The following is a 14,940-nucleotide window of genomic DNA, read 5'->3' as shown; positions in this document are numbered from 1 at the left end:
TTTTGGCAAGAAGCTGCCCATGACCACGCATGCCGCCCCGGATTTTCCGCTTTTCGACCCTCTCATCGCTGCCGGACTCGCGCAGAACGGCATCGCGCGCCCGAACGCCGTCCAGACCGAGGTCTGGCCCAGCCTCGTGGCCGGGAGCGATGTCCTTCTCGTCGCCCAGACGGGATCGGGCAAGACAGCCGCTTATGTGGCGCCGGTCCTGCAGCGGCTCGTCGGGTCGCAGGGCGCGCGTGCGTCCACCGCTCCGCGCGTTCTGGTCCTCGCCCCCACGCGGGAACTGGTAAGCCAGATTGCCGGTGTTTTCCGACAGGTGGGCCGCAGGCTCGCCTTCCGGACGCGGCTCCTTTGTGGCGGGCTTCCGCGTGACGCCCAGATTGCCGCCCTCGACGAAGGGGTGGATATCGCGGTCGCCACCCCCGGCCGCCTTCTCGATCTTCTCGCTGCAGGATCGTGCCGGCTCGACATGATCGAGGTTCTCGTGGTCGACGAGGTCGATCAGATGCTCAATGACGAATTCCGCACGGCCATCGCGGAAATCCTTCTTCAGATCCCCCGTGAACGCCAATCGATCCTGTGTTCGGCAACGCTGCCGGAAGAGGCGCGCGCTCTGGCGAAGCGCCTGCTTCACAAGCCGGTCCTGCACGAATTCGCCCTCCAGACCGTAACCCCGCGACGGATCAAGCAGAGGGCGCTATTCGTCGAAGCAGAAGACAAGGCGCAAACCCTGACCGAAACCTGCGGCAAGACCGAAGGACGACAGATCGTCTTTCTCAGAACCAAAGCCGCCGTCGAACAGACTGGCAAGCTGCTCCGGAAAGCCGGTTTCGCCGTCGCGACCCTGCATGGCGATCTCAATCAGACCGCCAGACAGAAGGCGGTCGAAGCGCTGCGCAGCGGGAAGGCGCAGATCCTTCTTACGACCGACGTCGCTGCACGCGGGCTCGATATCGACGATATCGATCTCGTGGTGAATTACGATCTCCCTGAAAAGGCCGAGACCTATGTGCACCGGATCGGTCGCACGGCGAGAGCCGGAAAGCGGGGAGAGGCGCTGTCTTTCTGCACGCGCGACGACCGGCTTCTCCTTCGTGCGATCGAAAAGGAGATCGGCTACCGGATCAGCATCGTTTCGTGATCTTCCGCCACCCCCTCCGGAAAGGGGATGCGACCGTTTCCGCTCCCCCGCCTGCTTGAGCTTTTCTCTGCGCCGGGGTTAAACTCGTCACATGACCCCTCCGCCCCTCCCCGGTATGGATGTTTGCGCGATTCTGGCGAAACTCGTGTCGTTCGACACCACGAGCTGCAACCCGAACGCCGCGCTCATGAGCTGGGTCGAGGACTATCTCACCCGGATGGACGTTCCTTTCTGGCGCAGCGTGGGGCCGGAGCCGGGCAAGTGGAACCTCCATGCGATCCTCGGTCCGGTAGCGCCGGGTGGACTTGCCTTTTCGGGACATGTCGATTGCGTCCCGGTCGAGGGACAGGACTGGTCGGCAGATCCTTTCGTGCTCAGGGAAGAGAGCGGACGGCTCGTCGGACGAGGTGCCGCGGACATGAAGGGCTTCGTGGCCGTCATGCTCGTAGCGATCCCGCGTATCAGGGCCGAGGCGCTTCTGCGGCCGGTCCATCTGTTCCTGACCTTCGACGAGGAGATCACATGCGACGGCGCGCGCCATCTCGTCGCGGATGTGCAGCAGCGCGGTCTGATGCCCGATTTCTGCGTGATCGGCGAGCCGACCCTCCTCGCCCCGGTCATCGCCCATAAGGGACGATATACGGTACGCGTGGATATCACGGGGCGCCCTGCCCATTCCTCGCGTCCTGCCCTCGGGACGAATGCGCTCCATGCCATGGGCAAGGCGATCGCCATCATCGCCGAAATTGCCGAATCCTTCCCGCAGGACGGCCTGCACGTGCCGGGCTTCGACCCCGATCACACGACAATGCAGGTCGGGCTGGCGCAAGGGGGGAGCATTCTCAACATCGTTCCCGAAAAAAGCAGCTTCGAGATGGAGTGGCGCGCGGTTCCCGGAGAAAGCAACGAGGAGATCTACGCGCGCATCCTCAATGCCCTCGCTCCCCTGCACGACGCACTGCGCGCCGATGGTCCCGGATGCGGCCTCGTCTTCACGCCGCTCGTCGATCTGCCTCCGCTCGCGCTCTCTCCCGATGCGCCGCTCGCCTCCCTGCTCCAGCAGGTCACCGGGCATAACAGTGCAGGCTATGTTTCATACGGGACCGAAGCCGGGATCTACCAGCAGGCTGGCCTGCCCACCATCGTCTGCGGACCCGGAAGTATCGAGCAGGCCCACAGACCCGATGAATGGATCTCCCGCGACCAGATCGCACGCTGCGAGACGATGATCGACGCGCTCGTCAGGCGCGTGTGCCTGTCGGCATGAGTTGCGGCGCTTTCCCGCGGGACCATTTTCCGGTCCGGCGCCGGAAGCGAAGCGTCCCGACGGAACTGACTCTTCCACGTCATCTGCCCGAATTTCCTATCCGGATCGCGCCGCCGGATCTGACCCCATGGGAGAAGGGAAATATCGGGATCGATGGCGTCATCGAACGGGACAGCGGGCGCGTCGGACCCGAGATAACGATCGTGTCGCTGATTCACGGCAATGAATTTGCCGGAGCGATCGCCCTCGATCAGATTCTGCGCGAGGACATACGCCCCCTCTGCGGCGTTGTCCGTTTCGTATTCGCGAATCTCGAATCGTTCCACCGCTTCGACGGTCAGAGCCCGACGGCATCGCGCTTTACCGGGGAAGATCTCAACAGGGTCTGGAGTACCGAAAGGCTGGCCCGTCGCCCTGCCTCGCCGGAAATGGCCCGCGCCCAGGCGCTTCTCCCCGTCATCCGCAGAAGCGACATGCTTCTCGACCTGCATTCGATGCTCTGGGACTCGTCGCCTCTTCTCATCTCACCCCAGACAGAACGTTCCACCGCGCTCGCCGGCGCCCTGTCCGCCTGCTCCGACACGCCGTTTCTCACTCTGACCGATCTGGGGCATGTCGGGGGTGCAAGACTGATCGAGGAGGCTCATTTCCTCTCTCCCGAGCGCGGGGCGCGCAGCGTGCTGCTGGAGGCCGGGCAGCACTGGGCGCCCGAAACCGTGGAAACGAGCCGCAACGCGATACGCTATTTCATCGACAACGCGGCACGCTTTCATTTCGATGCCTGTTTTCCGCATCCGACCATGCCGCAACAGGCTGTCGTCACGGATAACGTCGTGGCCCACAGCGCCTGTTTCCGGTTCGAGACCCCCTACAGGGGCGGACAGACTATTGCCGATGCAGGGACGGTCATTGCAACGGACGGCCAGGACGAGATCTGCACGCCTTATGACGGCTGCATTCTCATCATGCCCAATCTCTGCGTACGCCGCGGCCAGCTCGCGGTAAGACTGGCCCGCCATCTCTGACGTCCGCCTCCTCTACCGCCTCCTCTACCACCTCTCCGTCCGAAGGACCGGATCCCCCCCCCCGGAAGCGAAATCCGGCAACCCCTGTCCGCAGCTTGGCGACGACAGGCTGGTATCGCTCCCGGAGAGGTCACCGGTCAGCCTCGAGGAGCGGAGTCCGAGCCGGCATCCGCCCCCTCTGTTTCAAGGCCGCTTCGTTTCAAGGCCGCTTCAGGCGCCGGGATAGGCAACGTCGTAGATGGGGAAGCGACGGCAAAGGGCCTTGACCTCTTCATGCACGCGCTGCTCGACCGCATCCTGCGAGTCCGTGCCATAGGCGGAGAGAACCTCGTCGATCATACGTGCGATGGTCCGGAACTCCTCCTTGCCGAATCCGCGCGACGTGGCGGCGGGGCTGCCGAGACGGATGCCGGACGTGACGAAAGGCTTCTCGGGATCGAACGGAATCGCGTTCTTGTTGGCCGTGATGCCTGCACGTTCCAGCGCGGCCTCGGCAATCTTGCCCGTTACCTTCTTGGGGCGGAGATCGACGAGCACCAGATGGCAATCGGTGCCGCCGGTCACGATATCGAAGCCGCGCGTGACGAGCTCCTCGGCCAGAACGCGGGCATTCTCGGCTACGGCCGTCTGATAGGCCTTGAATTTCTCGCCCTGCGCCTCGCCGAAAGCGACAGCCTTGCCAGCGATGACATGCATCAGGGGGCCGCCCTGCAGGCCCGGGAAGACCGCCGAATTGACCTTCTTCGCGATTTCCGGATCGTTCGTGAGCACGATTCCGCCACGCGGGCCGCGAAGGGTCTTGTGGGTCGTGCTTGTCACGATATGGGCGTGGGGTACCGGGCTCGGGAAGAGACCCGCAGCAACCAGACCCGCGAAATGCGCCATATCCACCATCAGATAGGCACCGACCTCATCGGCGATGCGACGGAACCGCGCAAAATCGATATGGCGCGGATAGGCCGAGCCGCCCGCCACGATGATCGACGGTTTATGCGTGCGGGCCAGCTGCTCCATCTCCTCGTAGTCGAGGAAGCCGTCTTCGGCACGCACCCCGTACTGGACCGCGTTGAACCACTTGCCGGAGTAGTTGGGTGCAGCGCCATGCGTGAGATGACCGCCCGCAGCAAGGCTCATGCCCAGCACCGTATCGCCGGGCTTGCCGAGCGCCATGAAGGCGGCCTGATTGGCATTGGCACCGGAATGAGGCTGCACATTGGCATAAGCTGCGCCGAACACGTCCTTGATGCGCTCGATGGCGAGCGTCTCGACGCGATCCACGTCCACGCAACCGCCGTAATACCGCTTGCCGGGCAGGCCTTCGGCATATTTGTTCGTCAGGACCGAGCCCTGCGCTTCCAGAACCGCGAAGGAGGTGATGTTCTCGGAGGCGATCAGCTCGATCCCGTCCTGCTGGCGGACCAGTTCCGCGTTCAGAATGGCTGCGACCTCGGGGTCGGCATCCTGCAGGCCTTGATGGAAGAAATCATGCTGGGCGGTCATATTCTCGCGGGTCGTCATTCTTTTCTCTCCCAGAGGGGGCGCGCGGTTGTCGAAAATCGCGTATCCCGAAGGGCAATATCTCAGATTGCCCTTCGTCGCCAACCCGTTCCGCGCGCGACGGACGACTTGATAAGGATCGCCGCATGGCCCATCCCACTGCCGCCCTGTGGCGGCGGAAACCGATCGAACCCACCACCGGGCACGACGCGCGCCACGGGCTGCAACGGGTCATCGGCCCTTTTTCCCTGATCGCACTGGGCGTCGGGACGACAGTCGGGGCCGGACTCTTCAGCCTGACCGGGATTGCGGCCGCCCATAATGCCGGACCTGCCGTGGTGATCGCCTTCATCATCGCAGCAATCGCCTGCGGCTTCGCGGGGTTCTGCTATGCCGAGCTCGCCAGCATGATCCCCACGGCTGGCTCCGCCTATTCCTACGCCTATGCCACGCTCGGTGAACTGGTCGCGTGGATCATCGGCTGGGATCTCGTGCTGGAATATACGGTCGGCGCCGCAGCCGTCGCATCGAGCTGGTCGAGTTACCTCGCCTCCATGCTCGCGCAATGGGATATCCATCCCGATCCCCGCTGGATGGCCTCCCCTCTGACCGAGGTCGTGCTTGCCGATGGGACGACTGCCCATGGCTGGATCAACCTCCCGGCTATGGGAGCGATCGTCTTCATCGTCATGCTGCTTCTGCGCGGCATTTCGGAATCGACACGGATCAATGCGGTCGTGGTCGTGCTCAAGCTCGCCGTCGTGCTCGCTTTCGTGGTGTTTTGCGCGCCATTCATCAAATCGGTGCACTATCACCCGTTCCTCCCCCCCAATACGGGCGAGTTCGGCCATTTCGGGATATCGGGCATCATGCGCGCCGCGGGCATGATCTTTTTCGCCTATCTCGGTTTCGACATCATCGCGACCACGGCGCAGGAAGCGCGCCGCCCCGAGCGCACCATGCCCATCGGGATTCTCGGCAGTCTTGCCATCTGCACCGTGATCTACATCGTCTTTGCCCTGGTGCTCACGGGGGTCGTCGATTACCGGCAGATGGAAAATGACGGCAGCCCCGTGGCGACGGCAGTCGATGTGACCCACATGTCCTGGCTGCAAAGCGCGATCAAGTTCAGTATCCTGTTCGGCTATATCTCGGTCCTGATGGGGCTGATGATCGGTCAGGTGCGTGTCTTCTATGCGATGTCGCATGACGGCCTTCTGCCGCAGATCTTCGGGAGACTGAGCCCGCGCACCCGCGCGCCTGCGACGTCCCATCTGGTCTTTCTCGTCATCACCTGTCTCCTCACAGGTCTCGTTCCCATTTCCGCCCTGGGCAACATGACCTCCATCGGCACGCTTCTCGCTTTCGTCATAGTCTGTATCGGAGTGCTTCTCCTGCGTCTTCGCGAGCCTGAGCGCGTCCGTGCGTTCCGGGCGCCGGGGGGGCTTCTCATGCCCATATGCGGCATTCTGAGTTGCGGCGCCGTGATGCTCTCTCTCGACGGTCTGACATGGCTTCGCCTTCTTCTGTGGCTCGCCTTCGGACTAATCATCTATATGGTCTACGGACGCCGGAACAGCGTCCTGAACAGCAAGGAGACCCGCGCATGATCCATGGCAGTTTTCCGACCACACGCGGTCGTCGCAACAGGTTCGACGCCTTCACCCGTCGGCTGGTGGCCGAGACGACCCTGACCGTCGACAATCTGATCTGGCCCATTTTCGTCTGTGAAGGCAGCAACCAGCGCTCGCGGGTCGAATCCATGCCCGGGATCGAGCGCGTCAGTGTGGATCTTCTCGACGAACATCTGGCCGAGGCGGTTGCGCTCGGGATACCCGCCATCGCCCTGTTTCCGATCACGCCTCTGGAGAAACGAGACGCAACCGGGAGCGAGGCAACGAATCCCGATAATCTGATGTGTCGCGCCGCGAGGAAGATCAAATCCGTCTATCCCGCGCTCGGGCTGATCGGCGATGTCGCGCTCGACCCCTATACGGATCACGGACATGACGGGCTCATCGAGAACGATTATGTCGTCAACGATGCCTCGGTCGCATGTCTCGCACGCCAGGCCGTAAACCAGGCCCGCGCCGGGATCGACATCATCGCGCCGTCCGACATGATGGACGGCCGTATCGGCGCAATCCGTGCGGCACTCGACGAGACGGGGCACGAGCATGTACGGATCATGTCCTATGCGGCCAAATATGCCAGCGCGTTCTACGGTCCCTTCCGCGATGCGCTCGGCTCGGGCGGTTTGCTCAAGGGAGACAAGCGCACCTATCAGATGGACCCGGCCAATAGCGACGAGGCGCTGCGCGAAGTGGCCCTCGACCTGGAGGAAGGCGCAGATATGGTGATGATCAAGCCCGGAATGCCGTATCTCGACATCATCCGGCAGGTACGGGACAGGTTCCGGGCGCCGACCTTCGCGTATCAGGTCTCGGGGGAATATGCGATGATCATGGCCGCGATCGGGAATGGCTGGCTCGATCGCGACAAGACCATTCTCGAAAGCCTTCTCGCCTTCCGCCGGGCCGGGTGCAACGGCGTTCTCACCTATTTTGCCGTCGAGGCGGCGCGACTCCTGCGCAAGACCTGATGGTCGGCCTGCGCCGCGACCGTGGCACTGCCGCCTATCTCGAGGGGCTCGCCGCCGAGACACGAAGCTGCGCGCGCCTCGAACGGGATGGTTATCGGATTCTGGCGCGCCGTCTGCGTACGCCGCTTGGCGAGATCGACATTATTGCCGCGAATGCGCGATGTCTCGTTTTCCTGGAGGTCAAGCGCCGCCGGACCCTCGACGAGGCCGCGTTTTCTCTCGGCGCGAGACAGAGCTCTCGCCTGATGAGCGCCGCTGAATTCGTCTTTGCGACGAGGCCGGAATGGCGCAGGGACGAAACCCGCTTCGATGTGGTCCTGTACGATAACAGGGGGACGATACGCTGGATCGAAGCCGCCCTGCCCTGATCCCGCTCCCTGTGCCGCCTCACCTCATCGAGCCGGAACGGGCATAGGTCCGCGGCAGGAAGGTGCGAGAACGAACCGCGCCCGAGCGATCTTACCCGTGATGACGGCTATGGCGCTTCTTGCCGTGGGTCGAGGAGGGTTTGGCATGATAGACGACCGTGTGAACCAGCGAGTGCCTGGAGGTCGCCTGGTGATGGCTCGCAGCCGAATGACGGTGGCTCGCGGAATGATGGGAATGATGCGTCACGTGATGGGCTACCGGCGTCGCGGTAAGCGCATCCAGAGTCAGCTTGGATGCCTCGAGATCGGTAATCTCTCGCGCGCTCGCACCCTGCGCACCGAAGAAAAGGCCTGCTGACACAAGACCCGCCGTGATCAAGGGGGTGGCACGCCTGACTACCGAAATACGCCGCATATTCAATTCCCTCTGCTCTATGGCCACAAGGTTAGGCGGCGGGTCGGAGTGGCAACAAGAGCCGGATGAACGGTTTTTTCGAGATACCGGAGGGGTGTTGCAATCGTGCCATAGTTTGCGACCAAACTATGGCACATCGTTCAATTTATGGCGTCAATGAGGCGCCTTCATGCCACCTTTCTGGCGATCTGCTTCTCGTCGAAAAGAGACTCGAGTTCGCCGCTCTGGAACATATCGGTGACGATGTCGCATCCACCGAGGAACTCGCCCTTGACATAGAGCTGAGGCACTGTCGGCCATTGCGAGAAATCCTTGATTCCCTGCCGGAGTTCAGCGCTCGCCAGCACGTCCGCCGTTTCGAACTCGACCCCCATATGCGAGAGAATCTTGACGACGCGCGCCGAGAACCCGCATTGCGGGAAGAGCTTGTCTCCCTTCATGAAAAGCATGACAGGGTTGCCATCGATGAGCTGCTGGATCTGCTGGAATACGGCTTCGGCCATCTTTTCTATCCTCTTCCCGATAAGTGCGTTGGCTGTGATGACGCCATCCTAGACCAACGCAGTCTCGATTGTCAGGGTGTTTATGTTCAGGGAGCCTGTGTCCTGAGCGCCAGTGCATGAAGCTCGGTACCCATACGCCCACCGAAGGCGTCATAGACCAGCTTGTGCTGGCGCACGCGTGGCAGACCGGCAAAGGCTGCGCTTACGACAGTCGCCGCATAATGATCGCCATCACCGGCCAGATCCTCGATCGTGATCACGGCGTCGGGCAGAGCGGCCCTGATCGTCCGTTCGATTTCTTCTGCACTCATGGGCATGGTTCAACGCTCCATCAATTTCGGGAAGAACGCGCCATTGACTTCGCGCATCCTCTCTGCGGACAGTTTCATGCCTTCGTTGAGGACGAGCGCATCGCCCCCGCTGCGCCCCAGATGACGCACCGGAACGTGGCTGCTTTCTGCGGCATCGATCAGCTCCCGGGCCTGTTTGGTCGCGATGACATAGCAGGCCTGATCCTCACCGAAATACCAGGCGTGGAGGCTCGTCCCGAAATGCGGCCGCTCCAGATAGCATCCGGTTCCGCTCGCCATGACCATCTCGGCAATGGTGACGAGCAGACCGCCATCGGCGATATCATGACAGGCTTCGACCCGGCCTTCAGCAATCATGCGACGCACGAAATCGCCGTTGCGTCTCTCGGCAGTGAGATCGATGACCGGCGGAGCGCCCTCTTCGCGGTGGCAGATCTCCCGCAGCCAGAGCGACTGCCCGAGCTCGCCCCGGATCTCGCCGATCAGCACGAGCTCGCAGCCTTCCGGCATAGCCAGCCCCACGGCCTTGGTGACATCCTCGATCACGCCGATGGCACCGATTGCCGGTGTCGGCAGGATCGGGGTGCTGATCCCGTTCGGGTGGCTCGTCTGGTTGTAGAGCGAGACATTCCCGCTCACGACCGGGAAATCGAGCGCCCGGCAGGCTTCGCCCATGCCGCGCACGGCATCGGCAAACTGCCCCATGATCTCGGGTTTTTCGGGGTTCCCGAAATTGAGGTTGTCGGTCACGGCCAGAGGAAGGGCGCCCGTGGCCGTGATGTTGCGCCACGCCTCCGCGACAGCCTGGGCTCCGCCTGCATGGGCGTCGGCCTGACAGTAGCGCGGTGTGCAATCCGTCGTCATCGCAAGGCCGCGACGTGTCCCTTCCACGCGCACGATGGCGGCATCGGCCGCACCGGGGCGCCGGGAGGTCTGTCCGCCCACGCCGCTGTCGTACTGGTTCCAGACCCAGGCCCGCGAGGCCAGGTCCGGACAGGCCAGCAGGGTCAGAAGGGCGTGCTCGATCCCCACCGGATCGGCCACGATGCCAATCCTTCCCGGCGGCGGCGTATGCACCAGCGGACGATGATAGAGCGGCGCTTCATCGGCGAGCGGCGCAAGCGGGATATCGGCTTCCGTCCGGCCGTTATGCCTGACGGTGATGCGCGCCGTATCGGTCAGAACGCCAACGACTGCGAAGTCCAGATCCCATTTCTCGAAAATGGTACGCGCCGTCTCGGTTCGCTCGGGCTTGAGAACCATGAGCATACGCTCCTGGCTCTCCGAGAGCATCATCTCATAGGCCGTCATGCCCGTTTCGCGCTGGGGCACCTTGTCGAGATCGAGCTCGATCCCGACCCCGCCCTTGCCGGCCATCTCGACCGCGGAGGAGGTGAGCCCGGCCGCCCCCATATCCTGAATCGCCACGATGGCATCGGTAGCCATCAGTTCCAGACAGGCCTCGATCAGCAGCTTTTCCGTGAAGGGATCGCCGACCTGCACGGTCGGGCGCTTCGACGCCGCATGTTCGTCGAATTCCGCCGAAGACATGGTCGCGCCGTGAATGCCGTCACGCCCGGTCTTGGAGCCGACATAGACCACCGGATTGCCGATACCGGCGGCGGCAGACAGGAAGATCTTGTCCGTCCGGGCGATCCCCACCGTCATCGCGTTCACGAGGGGGTTGCCGTTATAGGCCGGATGGAAATTGATCTCTCCGCCAACGGTCGGTACGCCAACGCAATTGCCGTAACCGCCGATGCCCCGCACCACGCCATCGATCACCCGACGCGTGACCGGAAGAGACGGATCGCCGAAACGCAGCGCATTCAGATTGGCGACAGGACGTGCGCCCATCGTGAACACGTCGCGCAGGATGCCGCCTACGCCCGTCGCGGCGCCCTGATACGGCTCTATGAAAGACGGGTGGTTATGGCTTTCCATCTTGAAGACGGCTGCCAGTCCCTCGCCGATATCGACGACACCCGCATTTTCCCCCGGGCCGTGAATGACCCAGGGGGCTTTCGTCGGGAGGGTCTTGAGATGAACCCGGGAGGATTTGTAGGAGCAATGCTCCGACCACATGACGGAGAAGATACCCAGCTCGGTCAGACTGGGCACGCGGCCCATGATGTCGAGAACCTTCTGGTATTCCTCGGCGGAAAGACCGAAACGGGCGGCGAGTTCGGCGTTGACGGTCATGCTCATGCCACGAGACTCTTCACCAGGCTGGAAAACAGGGGAACGCCATCGGTCGCGCCGAGATCGGGATCGACCAGATTTTCGGGGTGAGGCATCAGACCGCAGACCCGTCGGTTCTCGCTCAGAACCCCGGCAATGGAACGCTGGCTCCCGTTCGGGTTGCAGCGACGATCGGCGGCGTCATCCTGCCCCTGTGCGCTGACATAACGGAATGCGACGCGATCCTCTGCCTCGAGGCGATCGAGAACATCGGGGGCTGCCGTGTAATTGCCATCGCCATGTGCAAGCGGCGCGCGGAAGACATCGCCTTTGGACCAGTCCCGCGTGAAGGGGGAGTCAGCCGTTTCCACGCGCAGGAAATGCTCCTGGGCGAGAAAGCGCATACCGGCATTGCGCAGCAGGGCCCCGGGAAGCAGCTGCGCCTCTGTCAGGATCTGGAAGCCGTTGCAGACGCCAAGAACATGACCGCCGCGCTCGGCGAAACTCCGGATCTCGCGCATGAGCGGCGAATGTGCGCCCATGGCGCCCGATCGCAGATAATCGCCGAAGCTGAACCCGCCGGGCAGCACGACCAGATCGAGCTGCGGCAAACTCGTGTCGCGATGCCACAGCATGACCGGATCGCGACCCGAGACGAGACGCAGCGCCTGCGCCATATCCCGCTCGCGGTTCGTGCCCGGAAAGAGAACGATACCCGCCTTCATAGACTGTTCCCCTTCATCGGTGAACACGGATAGGCAGCATGAAGCGCCGCAAAGACCGACTTTCCGACCGGCGCACCCAGCACGTCACGATGGGCCTTGAGCCATGAGAGGACCTTGCCGCGCATGGCCTCTGTGGTCTCGGCATCAGGAACGCAGAAGCCGCCCGAAGCCTGCATGTCGCCATGCGCCTTTGCGTTCAGGGCCGCAAGCGCACCGGCATCGGCCATGCCCGCAATATAGGCGTCGCATACGCCTCGTCCCTGCGGCTTGGAGCAGATCTGCCCGAACCGACCGGCCTGCATGGAGGAGAGACGGTGTACGTCCGCCAGCGCCGCTCCCGGCAGAGCGAGAGCGACGACCGTGAGAAGAGCCAGCTTGCGGATCATTCGGCGACCTCGACTGCGAAATCCTCGATCACGAGATTCGCCAGGAGTTCGCGCGCCATGGCCTCGCCCTGCGCAGCTGCCGCCTCGCGATCGGCGGTGTCGACCTCGAGCTCGATGGTCTTGCCCACGCGTACTTCACCCACATTGGAGAAGCCCAGAACCTCGAACGCATGACCGATGGCCTTGCCCTGGGGGTCGAGCACGCCTTCCTTCAGCATGACGTTGACGCGAATTTTCATTGCATGACCTCCGGTCCTTTGAGATCGCCATTTCCGGCCTCGGGCAGAATTCCGAGACGTCGGGCGACCTCCTGATACGCTTCCTCGACCCGTCCCATATCGCGACGGAAACGATCCTTGTCGAGCTTCTCGCTCGTCTTGGTATCCCACAAGCGGCAATTATCGGGCGAGATCTCGTCTGCGAGCACGATACGCATCTCGTCGTTCTCCCAGAGCCGACCGAATTCGAGCTTGAAATCGACGAGCTGGATTCCGATCCCCTGGAAGATTCCGGACAGGAAATCGTTGGTGCGCAGCGCATAGGCATTCATCTCGTCGAGATCCTGCGCATTGGCCCAGCCGAATGCCGTCACATGCTCCTCGGAGACCATCGGATCGTTGAGCGCGTCATTCTTGTAGTAATATTCGAGAATGGAGCGGGGGAGACGCGTGCCCTCGGCAAGGCCGAGACGCTTTGCGATCGATCCGGCAGCCACATTGCGCACGACGACCTCGAGCGGGATGATCTCGACTTCGCGGATCAGCTGTTCGCGCATATTGAGGCGACGGACAAAATGCGTCGGAATGCCGATCTCGTGAAGACGCAGCATGAGGTGTTCGCTGATCCTGTTGTTCAGCACCCCTTTGCCTGTGATGATCCCTTTCTTGACGCCGTTTCCGGCCGATGCGTCATCCTTGAAATACTGCACGAGCGTGCCCGGCTCGGGCCCCTCGAACAATATCTTGGCTTTTCCTTCATAGAGCTGACGACGGCGTGCCATGACGATCTTTCAAAATGGGTGAAGGGCGTTGCCACGCATATAGCAGTGCGGCAACGCCCTTCATACCCTTGATCGCAGCGCGGCTTACTCTGCCGTCGCAGCCGCGTTCTTGCGGTCCACGGGGGCGAAGGTGCCGTTCCGCAGCGAGGCCTCGAGCTGCTCGAGCGACCGCCCTTTCGTCTCGGGCACGTAGCGGAGAACGAAGAAGAACGACAAGGCATTGACGGCGGCGAAGAGCCAGAACGTCCCGCCCGCACCGAGAGCCCTCACCATGCTGAGCGTGGTCAGGGAGATGATCAGATCCGCACCCCAATGGCTCGCGGCAACGAGGCTCATGCCCGTGCCGCGGCAGGAAAGCGGATAGACCTCGGCACCGACGAGCCAGATCGCAACCGAAAGGCTCCCGACATTGAAGATGGTGTACCCGACGATCGCAGCGGCGGTGATGAAGGCCCCCGTGCCATGCGTCGCCCCGGCAAAGAACATGAAACCGAGGATCACGAGAGAGATCACGGCGCCGGGGATGAAGCGAAGCATGAGCGTACGCCGCCCCCAGGCATCGACCGCCCAGCCCCCGAAGGTCACCGTACCGACCATGGCGACGCCGATGGCAACCGATGTCAGGAGGGCGGAAGACTGACCGAACCCGGCATCGGCGAAAATCGTCGGAGCGTAATACATCACCGCATTCACGCCCGTGAGCTGACACAGGAGCGCGATCCCCACGGAGGCGATCGTCGCAGGCCGCACCCAGGGCTTGAAGACCTCGGACAGGGGCGCCTTCTCGTCATGCTGGTCGGTGATTTCCTTCAGCTCGCGATCGGCAGCCTCATCGGAGTGGCGGACACGACGGAGAACGTCGCGCGCCTGCTCGAACTCGCCCTGCATGGCAAGCCAGCGCGGGCTGTTCGGCAGGAAAAGCATACCGATGAACAGGATGACCGCCGGAATGACGCCGAGGCCGAACATCAGCCGCCATGAATAATCCTGCAGGAGGTAGCCCGTAACGAAGGAAACGAGCTGACCGAAGGCGATGGCGAACTGGAAGGCCACCACGAGCGAGCCGCGCCGCTCCGGCGGGGCGATCTCGGCGATGTAGATCGGGACGATCTGGGACGATGCGCCGATGGCCAGACCGAGAATGAGACGCGCCAGGGTAAGCACGATGACGGAATCGGCATAGGTCACGATGACCGTACCGATGAGGAACAGGGTCGCTGCGGCGATGATCGTCCGGCGGCGGCCCAGCTTGTCCGAAAGCGGTGCGGCCGAGATACAGCCGATCAGCGCCCCGAGAATGACCGCGGACGTCACGATTTCCGCGCTTTCCGTCGTCAGCCGGAATTGCGGCGTGAGCTGGAGGAGCGCGGCGGAGATGATCCCCGTATCGTAACCGAAAAGCAGACCGCCCGTCGCGGCGATCAGCGCGATGAAGTTGGTCAGGGAGCGCCCGCGCGCGTTTGATGTGGAAGCCATTGAAAAGCCCAAGTCCTCGATATCGTCAGGCCACGCCCGA

General features: G+C 62.8%; 16 protein-coding genes. 6 read left to right on the top strand and 10 right to left on the bottom strand.

Annotated elements, in window-relative coordinates; genetic code table 11:
* Positions 1 to 19 precede the first annotated feature (19 nt).
* The 3 genes from SSA02_RS04265 (at position 20) to SSA02_RS04255 (ending at position 3,436) form a co-directional block, all read left to right on the top strand.
* The gene (locus SSA02_RS04265) at positions 20 to 1,144 is read left to right on the top strand and encodes a DEAD/DEAH box helicase (RefSeq protein ID WP_147092733.1); all 1,125 of its coding nucleotides are present in this window, start codon (positions 20 to 22) and stop codon (positions 1,142 to 1,144) included.
* 91 nt (positions 1,145 to 1,235) lie between these two features.
* On the top strand, positions 1,236 to 2,411 hold the full coding sequence (gene argE / locus SSA02_RS04260) for an acetylornithine deacetylase (protein WP_147092732.1): 1,176 nt from the start codon (positions 1,236 to 1,238) through the stop codon (positions 2,409 to 2,411).
* Positions 2,408 to 3,436, top strand: a complete 1,029-nt coding sequence (locus SSA02_RS04255) for a M14 family metallopeptidase (protein ID WP_147092731.1) — start codon at positions 2,408 to 2,410, stop codon at positions 3,434 to 3,436. The genes argE and SSA02_RS04255 overlap by 4 nt, the downstream gene beginning before the upstream one ends.
* A 210-nt stretch (positions 3,437 to 3,646) precedes the next feature.
* Here the strand turns inward: SSA02_RS04255 and glyA are convergent, their stop codons facing one another.
* Entirely contained in the window at positions 3,647 to 4,954 is a 1,308-nt protein-coding gene (gene glyA, locus SSA02_RS04250) for a serine hydroxymethyltransferase (RefSeq protein ID WP_147092730.1), read from the bottom strand.
* Between the two features lie 125 nt (positions 4,955 to 5,079).
* Between glyA and SSA02_RS04245 the strand changes: the two genes are divergently transcribed.
* Genes SSA02_RS04245 through SSA02_RS04235 form a run of 3 tightly spaced genes read left to right on the top strand, consistent with a single transcriptional unit; the run spans position 5,080 to position 7,903 of the window.
* Positions 5,080 to 6,543, top strand: a complete 1,464-nt coding sequence (locus SSA02_RS04245; RefSeq protein WP_147092729.1) for an APC family permease — start codon at positions 5,080 to 5,082, stop codon at positions 6,541 to 6,543.
* On the top strand, positions 6,540 to 7,535 hold the full coding sequence (hemB, locus tag SSA02_RS04240; protein WP_147092728.1) for a porphobilinogen synthase: 996 nt from the start codon (positions 6,540 to 6,542) through the stop codon (positions 7,533 to 7,535). The genes SSA02_RS04245 and hemB overlap by 4 nt, the downstream gene beginning before the upstream one ends.
* Positions 7,535 to 7,903: a YraN family protein gene (locus SSA02_RS04235; protein ID WP_147092727.1), complete on the top strand. Its 369-nt coding sequence runs from the start codon at positions 7,535 to 7,537 to the stop codon at positions 7,901 to 7,903. The genes hemB and SSA02_RS04235 overlap by 1 nt, the downstream gene beginning before the upstream one ends.
* Positions 7,904 to 7,994: 91 nt before the next feature.
* On the opposite strand, the gene SSA02_RS04230 is transcribed toward SSA02_RS04235, so the two are convergent.
* The 9 genes from SSA02_RS04230 to SSA02_RS04190 all read right to left on the bottom strand — a co-directional run bounded on the left by SSA02_RS04230 (position 7,995) and on the right by SSA02_RS04190 (position 14,900).
* Positions 7,995 to 8,318 (bottom strand): hypothetical protein, encoded by a 324-nt coding sequence (locus tag SSA02_RS04230; RefSeq protein WP_147092726.1) that lies wholly within the window; start codon positions 8,316 to 8,318, stop codon positions 7,995 to 7,997.
* Positions 8,319 to 8,485: 167 nt separating this feature from the next.
* Entirely contained in the window at positions 8,486 to 8,821 is a 336-nt protein-coding gene (grxD, locus tag SSA02_RS04225) for a Grx4 family monothiol glutaredoxin (protein ID WP_147092725.1), read from the bottom strand.
* An 86-nt stretch (positions 8,822 to 8,907) separates the two neighbouring features.
* Positions 8,908 to 9,138, bottom strand: a complete 231-nt coding sequence (locus SSA02_RS04220) for a BolA family protein (RefSeq protein WP_147092724.1) — start codon at positions 9,136 to 9,138, stop codon at positions 8,908 to 8,910.
* A 3-nt stretch (positions 9,139 to 9,141) separates the two neighbouring features.
* Positions 9,142 to 11,340: a phosphoribosylformylglycinamidine synthase subunit PurL gene (purL, locus tag SSA02_RS04215; RefSeq protein WP_147092723.1), complete on the bottom strand. Its 2,199-nt coding sequence runs from the start codon at positions 11,338 to 11,340 to the stop codon at positions 9,142 to 9,144.
* Positions 11,337 to 12,038, bottom strand: a complete 702-nt coding sequence (purQ, locus tag SSA02_RS04210) for a phosphoribosylformylglycinamidine synthase subunit PurQ (RefSeq protein WP_147092722.1) — start codon at positions 12,036 to 12,038, stop codon at positions 11,337 to 11,339. Before purQ ends, purL begins: the two co-directional genes overlap by 4 nt.
* Entirely contained in the window at positions 12,035 to 12,424 is a 390-nt protein-coding gene (locus SSA02_RS04205; RefSeq protein WP_147092721.1) for a Rap1a/Tai family immunity protein, read from the bottom strand. The genes purQ and SSA02_RS04205 overlap by 4 nt, the downstream gene beginning before the upstream one ends.
* Positions 12,421 to 12,663 (bottom strand): phosphoribosylformylglycinamidine synthase subunit PurS, encoded by a 243-nt coding sequence (gene purS, locus SSA02_RS04200; protein ID WP_147092720.1) that lies wholly within the window; start codon positions 12,661 to 12,663, stop codon positions 12,421 to 12,423. Before purS ends, SSA02_RS04205 begins: the two co-directional genes overlap by 4 nt.
* Positions 12,660 to 13,424, bottom strand: coding sequence for a phosphoribosylaminoimidazolesuccinocarboxamide synthase (gene purC, locus SSA02_RS04195; protein WP_147092719.1), 765 nt, complete (start codon positions 13,422 to 13,424; stop codon positions 12,660 to 12,662). The genes purS and purC overlap by 4 nt, the downstream gene beginning before the upstream one ends.
* A gap of 84 nt (positions 13,425 to 13,508) precedes the next feature.
* On the bottom strand, positions 13,509 to 14,900 hold the full coding sequence (locus SSA02_RS04190; protein WP_147092718.1) for a sugar porter family MFS transporter: 1,392 nt from the start codon (positions 14,898 to 14,900) through the stop codon (positions 13,509 to 13,511).
* Positions 14,901 to 14,940: the final 40 nt, after the last annotated feature.

Source organism: Swaminathania salitolerans (assembly GCF_007988945.1).
GTDB classification, from domain to species: Bacteria; Pseudomonadota; Alphaproteobacteria; order Acetobacterales; family Acetobacteraceae; genus Swaminathania; species Swaminathania salitolerans.
Note: the sequence above shows the minus strand (reverse complement) of the source record. Positions and strands in the feature narration are given on the sequence as shown.

Coding starts and splice junctions, on each gene's coding strand:
- SSA02_RS04265 (WP_147092733.1), top strand. CDS start 20: ATGACCACGCATGCCGCCCCGGATTTTCCGCTTTTCGACCCTCTCATC.
- argE (WP_147092732.1), top strand. CDS start 1,236: ATGACCCCTCCGCCCCTCCCCGGTATGGATGTTTGCGCGATTCTGGCG.
- SSA02_RS04255 (WP_147092731.1), top strand. CDS start 2,408: ATGAGTTGCGGCGCTTTCCCGCGGGACCATTTTCCGGTCCGGCGCCGG.
- glyA (WP_147092730.1), bottom strand. CDS start 4,954: ATGACGACCCGCGAGAATATGACCGCCCAGCATGATTTCTTCCATCAA.
- SSA02_RS04245 (WP_147092729.1), top strand. CDS start 5,080: ATGGCCCATCCCACTGCCGCCCTGTGGCGGCGGAAACCGATCGAACCC.
- hemB (WP_147092728.1), top strand. CDS start 6,540: ATGATCCATGGCAGTTTTCCGACCACACGCGGTCGTCGCAACAGGTTC.
- SSA02_RS04235 (WP_147092727.1), top strand. CDS start 7,535: ATGGTCGGCCTGCGCCGCGACCGTGGCACTGCCGCCTATCTCGAGGGG.
- SSA02_RS04230 (WP_147092726.1), bottom strand. CDS start 8,318: ATGCGGCGTATTTCGGTAGTCAGGCGTGCCACCCCCTTGATCACGGCG.
- grxD (WP_147092725.1), bottom strand. CDS start 8,821: ATGGCCGAAGCCGTATTCCAGCAGATCCAGCAGCTCATCGATGGCAAC.
- SSA02_RS04220 (WP_147092724.1), bottom strand. CDS start 9,138: ATGCCCATGAGTGCAGAAGAAATCGAACGGACGATCAGGGCCGCTCTG.
- purL (WP_147092723.1), bottom strand. CDS start 11,340: ATGAGCATGACCGTCAACGCCGAACTCGCCGCCCGTTTCGGTCTTTCC.
- purQ (WP_147092722.1), bottom strand. CDS start 12,038: ATGAAGGCGGGTATCGTTCTCTTTCCGGGCACGAACCGCGAGCGGGAT.
- SSA02_RS04205 (WP_147092721.1), bottom strand. CDS start 12,424: ATGATCCGCAAGCTGGCTCTTCTCACGGTCGTCGCTCTCGCTCTGCCG.
- purS (WP_147092720.1), bottom strand. CDS start 12,663: ATGAAAATTCGCGTCAACGTCATGCTGAAGGAAGGCGTGCTCGACCCC.
- purC (WP_147092719.1), bottom strand. CDS start 13,424: ATGGCACGCCGTCGTCAGCTCTATGAAGGAAAAGCCAAGATATTGTTC.
- SSA02_RS04190 (WP_147092718.1), bottom strand. CDS start 14,900: ATGGCTTCCACATCAAACGCGCGCGGGCGCTCCCTGACCAACTTCATC.